This window comes from Nonomuraea sp. NPDC047529, from assembly GCF_040642995.1.
In the GTDB taxonomy this organism is placed as follows: Bacteria; Actinomycetota; Actinomycetes; order Streptosporangiales; family Streptosporangiaceae; genus Nonomuraea.
In genome coordinates, this window is sequence record NZ_JBEYTJ010000002.1 from 485,180 (window position 1) to 496,093 (window position 10,914).

11 protein-coding genes are annotated in these 10,914 nt (G+C 70.3%); 1 reads left to right on the plus strand and 10 read right to left on the minus strand.

Translation table 11 applies throughout. The annotated features are described in order from the left end of the window. Positions 1-5 precede the first annotated feature (5 nt). The 6 genes from ABZ815_RS05840 to ABZ815_RS05865 form a co-directional block, all read right to left on the minus strand. Positions 6-479, minus strand: coding sequence for a GNAT family N-acetyltransferase (locus ABZ815_RS05840; protein WP_357694400.1), 474 nt, complete (start codon positions 477-479; stop codon positions 6-8). A gap of 145 nt (positions 480-624) precedes the next feature. Beyond that, complete coding sequence (gene dapB / locus ABZ815_RS05845; protein ID WP_189652749.1) at positions 625-1,362, minus strand: 4-hydroxy-tetrahydrodipicolinate reductase; 738 nt, start codon at positions 1,360-1,362, stop codon at positions 625-627. Between the two features lie 113 nt (positions 1,363-1,475). Further along, positions 1,476-2,783 carry a pitrilysin family protein gene (locus ABZ815_RS05850; protein WP_357694402.1) on the minus strand — a complete coding sequence of 436 codons (1,308 nt, stop codon included), beginning with the start codon at positions 2,781-2,783 and terminating at the stop codon, positions 1,476-1,478. A 46-nt stretch (positions 2,784-2,829) separates the two neighbouring features. Further along, the gene (locus ABZ815_RS05855) at positions 2,830-5,172 is read right to left on the minus strand and encodes a polyribonucleotide nucleotidyltransferase (protein WP_357694404.1); all 2,343 of its coding nucleotides are present in this window, start codon (positions 5,170-5,172) and stop codon (positions 2,830-2,832) included. Positions 5,173-5,569: 397 nt separating this feature from the next. Next, on the minus strand, positions 5,570-5,839 hold the full coding sequence (rpsO, locus tag ABZ815_RS05860) for a 30S ribosomal protein S15 (protein WP_195896693.1): 270 nt from the start codon (positions 5,837-5,839) through the stop codon (positions 5,570-5,572). Positions 5,840-6,025: 186 nt separating this feature from the next. Further along, positions 6,026-6,952: a bifunctional riboflavin kinase/FAD synthetase gene (locus ABZ815_RS05865; RefSeq protein ID WP_357694406.1), complete on the minus strand. Its 927-nt coding sequence runs from the start codon at positions 6,950-6,952 to the stop codon at positions 6,026-6,028. A 102-nt stretch (positions 6,953-7,054) separates the two neighbouring features. Here ABZ815_RS05865 and ABZ815_RS05870 point away from each other — a divergent pair, with 102 nt between their 5' ends. Further along, complete coding sequence (locus ABZ815_RS05870; protein ID WP_357694408.1) at positions 7,055-8,074, plus strand: SAM-dependent methyltransferase; 1,020 nt, start codon at positions 7,055-7,057, stop codon at positions 8,072-8,074. Positions 8,075-8,135: 61 nt separating this feature from the next. Here ABZ815_RS05870 and truB read toward each other — a convergent pair whose 3' ends face one another. From truB to ABZ815_RS05890, 4 genes are read right to left on the minus strand one after another with little or no spacing between them, the layout of a single operon-like run. Further along, positions 8,136-9,008 (minus strand): tRNA pseudouridine(55) synthase TruB, encoded by an 873-nt coding sequence (gene truB / locus ABZ815_RS05875; RefSeq protein ID WP_357694410.1) that lies wholly within the window; start codon positions 9,006-9,008, stop codon positions 8,136-8,138. Further along, the gene (locus tag ABZ815_RS05880; RefSeq protein ID WP_357694412.1) at positions 8,990-10,024 is read right to left on the minus strand and encodes a bifunctional oligoribonuclease/PAP phosphatase NrnA; all 1,035 of its coding nucleotides are present in this window, start codon (positions 10,022-10,024) and stop codon (positions 8,990-8,992) included. The genes truB and ABZ815_RS05880 overlap by 19 nt, the downstream gene beginning before the upstream one ends. Further along, a complete protein-coding gene (rbfA, locus tag ABZ815_RS05885) occupies positions 10,021-10,461 on the minus strand; it encodes a 30S ribosome-binding factor RbfA (RefSeq protein WP_357694414.1) in 441 nt (146 codons plus the stop codon). Before rbfA ends, ABZ815_RS05880 begins: the two co-directional genes overlap by 4 nt. A gap of 39 nt (positions 10,462-10,500) precedes the next feature. Beyond that, a complete protein-coding gene (locus tag ABZ815_RS05890) occupies positions 10,501-10,797 on the minus strand; it encodes a DUF503 domain-containing protein (RefSeq protein WP_357694667.1) in 297 nt (98 codons plus the stop codon). Positions 10,798-10,914 lie beyond the last annotated feature (117 nt).

Here is a 10,914-nt window from a genome sequence, read left to right on the forward strand (position 1 = left end):
TCAGGCTATCGGCGCATCACGACCCGCGGCGCCACCTCGATGCCCAGCTCGCGCTCATGTTCCACCAGCTCGCGCAGCTCCGGGCCCCACTCGGACTCTGGCAGCACCGCGAAGCCGTGCCGCTCGTACCAGGGGGCGTTCCAGGGCACGTCACGGAAGGTCGTCAGCGTGACCGCCGGCGCCCCGACGGCCCGCGCGTGGTCGGCCACCGCCTCCACCAGCCGCCCGCCGACGCCCTGCCGCATGTTGTCCGGGTGCACGGCGAGCTGGTCGAGGTGCAGGTTGCCGTCGACCCACCCGATCAGCGCGAACCCGGCCGGCGGATCGCCTTCGACCAGCACCGACGCCGGGTCGTCGACATCTTCGACCATCGTCGTGCCGGGCGGGAAGACGATTCCGGCCTGCTCGAACAGCTTGTCGGCGGCCAGCTCCACGGAGATCAGCCCGGGGAGCTCGTCCGGGTCAGCCCATCGCACCATGACGACACGGTCTCACGTTTCGGGCGGACCACGCCGCTCGTATTAGTGTTGATGATCGTAGGCCCGGCTGTGCGGAGCCGGGACCCTCTCCTCACGACGTGCCCATGACCCCATCCCTTGCGGTCATGGGCACGTCGTGCAGCGGTCACAGGTCGAGCAGGGGCTCCAGGCCCACGGTGAGGCCCGGCAGCTCGCGCACCCGGCGCACGCCCAGCAGCACGCCCGGCGTGAACGCCGACCTGCTCATCGTGTCGTGCCGGATGGTGAGGATCTCGCCGTCGCCGCCGAGCAGCACCTCCTGGTGGGCGATCAGCCCGGCCAGGCGCACCGCGTGCACGTGCACGCCGCCGACGTCGGCGCCGCGGGCGCCGTCGAGGGCGGTGCTGGTGGCGTCGGGCATCCCGCCGAGCCCGGCCTTCCCGCGCGCCTCGGCCACCAGCTCAGCGGTACGCCGGGCGGTGCCCGAAGGGGCGTCGGCCTTGTTCGGGTGGTGCAGCTCGATGATCTCGACGGACTCGAAGTGGCGAGCCGCCTGCTGCGCGAAGTGCATCATGAGCACGGCCGCGATGCCGAAGTTGGGAGCGATGAGGCAGTTGACGCCCGGCGAGCGTTCCAGCCACCCGCGCACGGTCTCCAGCCGGCCGGCGTCGAACCCCGTGGTGCCCACCACCGGGTGCACGCCATGGGCGATGGCCCATTCCAGGTTGCCCATGACCACGTCGGGATGGGTGAAGTCGACCACCACCTCGGCGCCTTCGAGCCCCTCGACGGGATCGTCCTTGTCCAGCGCGGCCACCAGCTCCAGGTCGTCCGCCGCCTCGACGGCCTTGCACACCTCGACGCCCACGCGACCACGCGCGCCCAGCACACCAACCCTGATCACAGCCCAACCCTATTACGCCCGGCTCCCCCTCCCAAGCAACCCCCGGGACCGCAGAGCGATGGGGGAGCTCCCCGACCGGGAACTCCCCCATCTCAGAACAGAACCTCAGGGCGTCAGGCGATGGCCTCGGAGAAGTCCTTGTCCCCGTACGGCCCGATGACCGCCAGCGTGAGCGGCCGGCTCAGGACGTCGCGGGCGACCTCCCCGATCTCGTCGGGGGTGACCGCCTCGATCCGCGCCAGCACCTCGTCCACCGACATCAGCTCGTCGTAGACCAGCTCGTTCTTGCCGATGCGCGACATGCGCGACCCGGTGTCCTCCAGCCCGAGCACGAGCCCGCCGCGCATCTGCCCCTTGCCGCGCATGATCTCGTCCGCGGAGAGCCCTTCGGCCACCACCCGGGACACCTCGTCCCGGCAGATCTTGAGCACGTCGTCGATCTTCGAGGGCAGGCAGCCCACGTAGATCCCGAACTGCCCGGTGTCGGCGTAGGCAGAGGTGTAGCTGTAGGCGGAGTAGGCCAGCCCGCGCTTCTCCCTGATCTCCTGGAAGAGCCGCGAGGACATGCCGCCGCCCAGCGCGGCGTTGAGCACGCCGAGCGCGAACCTGCGGTCGTCGGTCCTGGACATGCCGGTCGTGCCGAGCACCAGGTTGGCCTGCTCGGTCGGCCGGTCCAGCACCCTGACCCCGGAACGGGTCTCGGCGCCGGGCCCGCTGGTGCGCGGCGCGGCGAACTCGTAGGGGCCCTCCAGCGCGCCCGCCCGCTCGTACGCGCGGGCGACCAGCTCGACGACCTCCTCGTGCCGCACGTTCCCCGCCACCGACACCACGGTGGTACGCGGCCGGTAGTAGCGGTGGTAGTACTCGGCGATGCGCTCGCGGCCCAGGGTGTTGATCGACTCGACCGTGCCCAGGATGGGCCGGCCGATCGGCGAGTCACCGTAGAGCGCGGCCGCGAACTGCTCGTGCACCACGTCGGACGGGTCGTCGTCGTGCATGGCGATCTCTTCCAGGATCACCCCGCGCTCGGACTCGACGTCCTCCTCGGTCACCAGCGAGCTGGTCACCACGTCGGCGAGCACGTCGACCGCCACGGGCAGGTCCTCGTCGAGGACCCGCGCGTAGTAGCAGGTGTACTCCTTGGCGGTGAAGGCGTTGATCTCGCCGCCGATGCCCTCGATGGAGGCCGAGATCTCCATCGCGTCCCGCGTGGGCGTGCCCTTGAACAGCAGGTGTTCGAGGAAGTGGGTGGCCCCCATGTGCTCGGGGGCCTCGTCACGCGAGCCGATGCCGACCCACATGCCGACCGCGACGCTACGCACGGTCGGCATGGTCTCGGTCACCACACGGAGCCCGCCCGGCAGGACGGTGCGCCTGACGACCCCGGCTCCGTCCTTGCCGGGGTGCAGCGTGGTGGTCATCACGAGGCCTCCTGCTTCGGGGGTGCCGAGATCTGTGGTTGGCCGGTCACGAGTTGCGGTCGTCGCCCTCGTTGGGGCGGCTGGTGCGCACGCGGGTCCGGGTGCGGCGCGGCCGGTCGGACTTCTCCTCGGCGGCGGAGTCGGCGGAGTCGGCCTCGGGCGCGGGGGCCTCGCCGACCTCGGCGCCGGCCGCGGCCTTGGCCTCCTTCTCGGCGGCCTCCTTCTCGATGACCTCGACGGGCACGAGGGAGAGCTTGCCCCGGCCGTCGATCTCGGCGATCTCGACCTGGATCTTCTCGCCGACGCCCATGACGTCCTCGACGTTCTCGATGCGCTTGCCGCCGTGCAGCTTGCGGATCTGGGAGACGTGCAGCAGGCCGTCCTTGCCGGGCATGAGCGAGATGAACGCGCCGAAGGCCGCGATCTTGACGACCGTGCCCAGGTAACGCTCGCCGACCTCGGGCATGTGCGGGTTGGCGATGCTGTTGATCGCCGTGCGGGCGGCCTCGGCCGAGGGCCCGTCGGTGGCGCCGATGTAGATCGTGCCGTCGTCCTCGATGGTGATCTCGGCGCCCGTGTCGTCCTGGATCTGGTTGATCATCTTGCCCTTCGGGCCGATGACCTCGCCGATCTTGTCCACCGGGACCTTGATGGTGATGATGCGCGGCGCGGTCGGGTTCATCTCCGCCGGGGAGTCGATCGCCTCCTGCATCACGTCGAGGATCGCCAGACGGGCGCCCTTGGCCTGCTTCAGCGCGGCGGCCAGCACGGAGGCGGGGATGCCGTCGAGCTTGGTGTCGAGCTGGAGGGCGGTGATGACGTCCTTGGTGCCGGCGACCTTGAAGTCCATGTCGCCCATGGCGTCCTCGGCGCCGAGGATGTCGGTCAGCGTGACGTAGCTGCCGCCCTCGCTGATCAGGCCCATCGCGATGCCGGCGACCATCTCCCTGAGCGGCACACCGGCGTCCAGCAGCGCCATCGTGGACGCGCAGACCGAGCCCATCGAGGTGGAGCCGTTGGAGCCGAGGGCCTCGGAGACCTGGCGGATGGCGTACGGGAACTCCTCGCGCGAGGGCAGCACCGGGATGAGCGCCCGCTCGGCCAGCGCGCCGTGACCGATCTCGCGGCGCTTGGGCGAGCCCACGCGGCCCGTCTCACCGGTGGAGTACGGCGGGAAGTTGTAGTTGTGCATGTAGCGCTTGGTCCGCTCGGGGTTGAGCGTGTCGATGTTCTGCTCCATGCGCAGCATGTTCAGCGTGGTGATGCCCAGGATCTGGGTCTCGCCGCGCTCGAACAGGGCCGAGCCGTGCACCCGGGGCACCACGTGGACCTCGGCCGACAGGGCGCGGATGTCCTTGGTGCCACGGCCGTCGATGCGCAGGCCCTCATTGACGACCCGCTCGCGCATGAGCTTCTTCATGACCGAGCGGAACGCGGCGGAGATCTCCTTCTCGCGCCCCTCGAACTCGGGCAGCAGCCGCTCGGCGGCCAGCGCCTTGACCTTGTCGAGCTCGGTCTCGCGCTCCTGCTTGCCGGCGATGGTCAGCGCGGCGGCCAGCTCGGTCTTAATCGCGGCCTCGACCGCGTTGTAGACGTCGTCCTGGTAGTCGAGGAAGACCGGGTACTCGGCGGTCTCCTTGGCGGCGACCTGCGCGATGCGGGACTGCGCCTCGCACAGCACCTTGATGAACGGCTTGGCGGCCTCAAGACCCTGCGCGACGGTCTCCTCGGTCGGCGCGACCGCGCCGTCGGCGACCAGCTTGAGCGTGTCCTTGGTGGACTCGGCCTCGACCATCATGATCGCGACGTCGCCGTCGTCGAGCAGGCGGCCTGCCACGACCATGTCGAACGTGGCCCGCTCCAGCTCGGGGTGCGTCGGGAAGGCCACCCACTGGCCCTCGATCAGCGCGACCCGCACGCCGCCGATCGGGCCGGAGAACGGCAGCCCGGCGAGCTGCGTGGACAGCGAGGCGGCGTTGATGGCGACCACGTCGTAGAGGTGGTCGGGGTTGAGCGCCATGACCGTGGCGACGACCTGGATCTCGTTGCGCAGGCCCTTGACGAACGACGGGCGCAGCGGCCGGTCGATCAGGCGGCAGGTCAGGATCGCGTCCTCGGACGGACGGCCCTCACGGCGGAAGAACGAGCCGGGGATGCGGCCCGCGGCGTACATGCGCTCCTCGACGTCGACCGTGAGCGGGAAGAAGTCGAGGTTCTCCTTGGGAGCCTTGGACGCGGTGGTGGCGGAGAGCACCATCGTGTCGTTGTCGAGATAGGCGACGGCGGAACCCGCCGCCTGGCGCGCGAGACGGCCGGTCTCGAACCGGACCGTGCGCGTGCCGAACGAGCCGTTGTCAATGACGGCTTCAGCGGTGTGGACACCCTCCACGGGGGACCTCCTTGTGGTCGGTCACCCGCGCCCTCTTTTCTCACCGGCACCCTCGTGCCTATGAGGAGATCTGCTCGTCAGACCGCCGCCTATCCGTCGTGCCCGGTCGGCACCGTGGCGGCGGTCGGTCAGCACGTCTCCCCATAGAAGGTGCAGCGCCGGTCTTCGATCGAAGCGCCCGGTCGTTCTTACCGGAAGCCACTACCGAGGACCGGCCCGCAGGCGTCGCGGGTCGCATGGTGCTGAATCGGACGCGGGGGCTGTGTGTCTCGGATATTCAGTTGTACGCCGACGGCGCGGCGGTTGCCCGCCACGACGCGCCGGTCGCGTGTGCTCCTACCCACATGGGCGGAGCCATATGAGAAGGGAGCGGCGTCGAGCGCCGCTCCCTTTCATGTTATCGGCGCAGACCGAGTCGCTCGATGAGCGACCGGTAACGCTGGATGTCGACCTTCTGCAGGTACTTCAGCAGACGACGCCGGCGACCGACGAGCAGAAGCAGGCCACGACGGCTGTGGTGGTCGTGCTTGTGCGTCTTCAGGTGCTCGGTGAGCTCGCTGATGCGCTTGCTGAGCAGCGCGATCTGCACCTCGGGCGAACCGGTGTCGCCCTCGGTCGTCGCGTACTCGCCGATGATGGTCTTCTTGGCAGCGGTGTCGAGGGACACGGCTCTCCTTCGATCTACGGACACGCGTGAATGAGATGAAGAGTGCGAACGACCGTGCGTGCCTACAGTCGCCGCGTGAAGGCCGTCGTTGGGCAGCGCAGCAGCGCTCCCGTTACAGAGCCGACATGCAAGGTTACCATCGGAGTCAAGTGCTTCGCGCCCGCGACGATCAGGCCCCGCCCGGTGTCACGAGGTGATGCGGCGGGCGGCGTCGACGTCGGCGTGGATCTGGTCGATCAGCGCCTCGATCGACTCGAACCGGGTGTTGCCCCGCAGCCGGGCGGCGAACTCCACCGCCACGTGCACGCCGTAGAGCTCCAGGTCGTCGCGGTCGAGCGCGTACGCCTCCACTGTACGCGGCACGCCCTCGAACGTCGGGTTCGTCCCCACCGAGATCGCCGCCGGCCACCGCTCGCCCTCGTACGGCGCGGGCAGGTTGGCCACCGGGACGCACTCCAGCCACCCCGCGTAGACCCCGTCGGCCGGGATGGCCGTCTGCTGCGGCGTCTCGACGTTGGCGGTCGGGAAGCCGAGCTGCCGCCCCCGCTGGTAGCCGCGCACGACCACGCCCTCGACGCGATGGGGACGGCCCAGCTCGGCGGCGGCCCCCTCGACGTCACCGGCGACGATCAGCCGGCGCACGGAGGTCGAGGAGACGCCGTCGAGCAGCGGCACCACCTCGACCTCGAAGTCGTACTTGTCGCCCAGCGCGCGCAGCGTCTCGACGTCACCGGCGGCGCCGTGGCCGAACGTGAAGTCCGCCCCCACGACGACGACCGCGGCCCCGAGGCGTTCGCTCAGCACGGCCCGCGCGAAGTCGTCGGGGCTCGTCCGCGACAGGTCGAGCGTGAACTCCACCACCTCGACGTCGTCGACGCCCAGCTCGGCCAGCAGCTCGGCGCGCCGCTTGAGCGTGGTCAGCCGCGCCCGCCGGGTGCCCGGCAGCACCACCTCGTCGGGATGCGGCTCGAACGTGACCGCCACGCTGCGCGCCCCCCGCTCGCGGGCCAGCCCGACCGTCCGCTCGATCACTTCGCGATGCCCGCGATGGACCCCGTCGTACACGCCGATGGTCACCACAGACCCTCTCGAACCCCGCACGCTAGGCCCCATTCGTTCGTGGCAGATCAATCCGACACAAGCCTGCCATGCACCTGCCGCTCACCTCCAATCGAGGGGCGGAGCGCGGTATTCCCGCAAGTAGGATGAGCCATCATGCCTCGATACGCGCTCCTGATCCTGCCCGCCTTCAACCGGGTCTACGGCGAGAGCTCCCCACGCCTGACCAGGGGCGAGCTGGCCGTCTTCAGCGACCACGCCATCGAGAACACCGTGCTCGACAGCGCGGAGACCACCATCGGCGGTGTCCCGTACATCACGTTCGAGACCGCCGAGCCGCTCTCCGAGGCCGACGTCGCGCTGCTGTCCAACCTCTCCTCCGTCTACGCGGTCTTCGGCGTCGAGGGCGACCTTCTCCGGCCGCTGGCCATGCGCCCGCTCGACCGGCTGAGCAGCGACCTGCTCACCATCCAGAAATACGCCGGCAAGACCAACGAGCACTTCACCAAGCTGCTGCTCAACGTCACCGTGCTCGCCGCCGACCGGCCCATGTCCGACAGGTTGTCGGTGTTCGACCCGATGTGCGGCCGCGGCACCACCCTCAACCAGGCCCTCATGTACGGCTACGACGCCTACGGCCTCGACGTCGACGGCAAGGACTTCGAGGCGTACACGAACTTCATCAAGACCTGGCTGCGCAACAAGCGGCTCAAGCACACCGCCGAGACCGTGCCGGTGCGGCGGGCGCGGGCGCTGGTCGGGCGGCGGCTCAACGTCACGTTCGGGCTGTCCAAGGAGGCCGTCAAGGAGGGCGACGTCCAGCAGCTCGCCGTGGTCAACGCCGACACCCTCAAGAGCCGTGAGTTCTTCAGGCCCCGCTCGTTCGACGTCGTCGTGACCGACGCCCCCTACGGCGTCCAGCACGGCAGCAAGGGCGGCGGCGGCCTGTCCCGCAGCCCGCTGGAGCTGCTGAGGCAGGCCGTGCCGATCTGGGCCGAGCTGCTGCGCCCCGGCGGCGCGATGGGCATCTCCTGGAACACCTACGGCGGCAAGAGCGCCGAGCTGGCCGCGATCCTCACCGGCGCCGGCCTGGAGGTCATGGACTACCCCGACTTCGAGCACTGGGTCGACCAGGCGATCGTCCGCGACATCCTGGTCGCCCGCAAACCCGCCTGACCGCCGCCTCTCCGGGGGCGGGCGCTCAGCCGGGCGAAGACAGGCAGCCGGCGGCGGCCGCTCAACCGGCGAAGACGGCCAGCGGCTTGGCGATCCGGCCCTGCTCCTCCACCAGCGCCAGCAGCTCGCCCTCCGGCCCGAACACGCCGATGGGCCCGCTGCCGAGCCCGGCCGCGGGCAGCCGGCCGCCGTGGCCGATCACGCGTGCCTCCTCGGCGGTCACGTCCCGGCGCGGGAACGCCGCCGCCACCGCCTCGCCGATCGGCAGCACCACGCACTCCTCGGCGAGCTGGTCGATGCTCCGGGCCAGCGACAGGTCGTAGGGGCCGACCCGGGTCCGGCGCAGGCTCGTCAGGTGGCCACCGACGCCGAGCGCGGCGCCCAGGTCGCGGGCCAGGGCCCGGATGTAGGTGCCGCTGGAGCAGGTCACGACCGCGTCGACGTCCACGACGTCGCCGGCGGCCCTGATGTCGAGCACGTCGAAGCCGTACACGGTCACGGGACGGGCCGCGAGCGCGACCTCCTCGCCCGCGCGGGCCATCTTGTACGCCCGCTGCCCGTTCACCTTGATCGCGCTGACCTGCGGCGGCACCTGCATGATGGCGCCGGTGAGCGCCGCGACGCCCTTGTGCACCTCGGCGGCCTCGACCTCCGCCGCCGACGCCGTGGCCACGGTCTCGCCCTCGGCGTCGTCGGTGTTGGTGGTCACGCCCAGCCGGATCGTGGCCTCGTAGACCTTCTCCGTCAGCGCCAGGTGCCCGAGCAGCCGGGTCGCCTTCTCCACGCCGATCACCAGCACGCCGGTGGCCATCGGGTCGAGGGTGCCGGCGTGCCCGACCCGGCGGGTGCCCGCGATGCGCCGCATCCGGGCCACCACGTCGTGCGAAGTCCACTCGCCCGGCTTGTCGACGATGATCAGACCGCTCTCGGCCATCCAGCCTTCCCCAGCTCTCGTCTGAACTTGGCCATGGTCTCCTCCACGCTGTCGTAGGAGGTGAACCCGGCCGCGTTGTGATGCCCGCCGCCGCCCAGCGCGGCGCACACGGCTGCCACGTCGACCTCGCCCTTGGACCTGGTCGACACCTGCCAGTCGCCGTGGTCGTCCTCCTTGAGCACGACCGCGACCTCGGCCTCGTCGGCCCGCCGGACGATGTCGATCATGCCCTCGATCTCCGAGTACGGCAGCCCGTACGCGGCCCGGTCGACCCGCGGCACGTACGTCCAGACCAGCGAGCCCTCAAGCTGCACCCGGTCGAGCGCCCTGGCCAGCACCTTGAGGTAGCCGAACGGCGCGCGGTCCCACAGCTCGCGGGCGATCTCGTCGGTGTGCAGGCCGGTGGCCACCAGCCGGGACGCCATCCGGTGCACGGCAGGCGTGGTCGAGGCGTAGCGGAAGGACCCCGTGTCGGTCACCAGCCCCGTGTACAGGCAGGTGGCGATGTCCCGGTCGAGACTGCCGCCGAGCCGGTAGATGAGCTGCTCGGCCAGCATGGCCGTGGCCGCCGCCTGCGGGTCGATGAGGCTGTGCGTGCCGAACCCGGCGTTGGACGGGTGATGGTCGATCACGATGACCTCTTCGGCCCTGGCCGCGTTGGGGCTGAGCAGGCCCAGCCGCTCGAACGTGGACGAGTCGAAGGTGATCATCAACGCCGGCGCCTCGGGGTAGTCGGCCGGCGGGCACAACATCTCCTGCCCCGGCAGGAACCGCAGGATCCGCGGGACCGCGAAGTACTCGTCGCCGAAGGAGGCCACGACCCGCTTGCCGATCGAGCGCAGCACGTAACCGACGGCCAGCATCGAGCCGAGCGCGTCGCCGTCGGGCGACACGTGACAGGCCAGGGCGACCTCGTCGACCTGGTCGATGAGCTGGATCGCGCGCTCCCAGGCGGCCTTGGGGATGCCCAAGGTCTCCTGGGAGGGCCACTCGGCTCGGGCCACGTGGGACGTCACGCCTGGTCGTCCTCACCCTCATCGGGCTTCTTGTACGGGTCGGACTCTCCGGCGTAGGCCGCGCCCTCGGCCTTGCGCGCCACCTCGGCGTCCCGTGCCCTGGCGGCGTTGATCAGGTCGTCGAGCTGGCGGGCACTGTCGGGCAGCGGGTCGTGCCGGAACGTCAACGTCGGGGTGAAACGCACGCCGGTCTGGCGGCCCACCTCGGCGCGGATGATGCCCTTGGCGCTTGCGAGGGCGGCCGCGCTGTCGGACCGCTCGGCGTCGGAGCCGAACACCGTGTAGAACACCGTCGCCTCGCGCAGGTCAGCCGTGATGCGCGTGTCGGTCACGGTGACGAAGCCCAGGCGCGGGTCCTTGATCCGGCGCTCCAGCATCTCGGCGACGATCTGCTGGATGCGGTCGGCGAGCTTGCGCGCTCGTGCGGCATCCACCATGTTCGCTCCCCCTCACGCACGACCTGGCCGTGCTGTCGTTCAATCTTCGTCGTTGTAGAGGCGCTGTCTGGCTGACAGCAACTCGATGTCAGGGCGGAAGGCCACCATCCGCTCGCAGGCGTCCATCACCTCTTTGCAGTTACCCGCGGAGGCGGAGATCACCGCGACGCCGACCTCGCACCTGCGATGCAGGTCAAGATGACCGGTCTCGGCCACCGCGATGGACGGGTAACGTCGCTGCAACTCCGCGATCAGAGGCCGGACGACAGAGCGCTTCTGCTTCAGCGACCGAACGTCGCCGAGCAGGATGTCCAGGGTCAGAGCACCCACATACATCGTGTGAAACCACCGCTTGGCCTGGTGGGGTGGAAGCACGGCCGGTCCACTGCGGTGGGAAGGGGGCCCGGACGTGCGAGAGGCGCCCGGCGGAGGTTCCGCCGGGCGCCCGGCCGC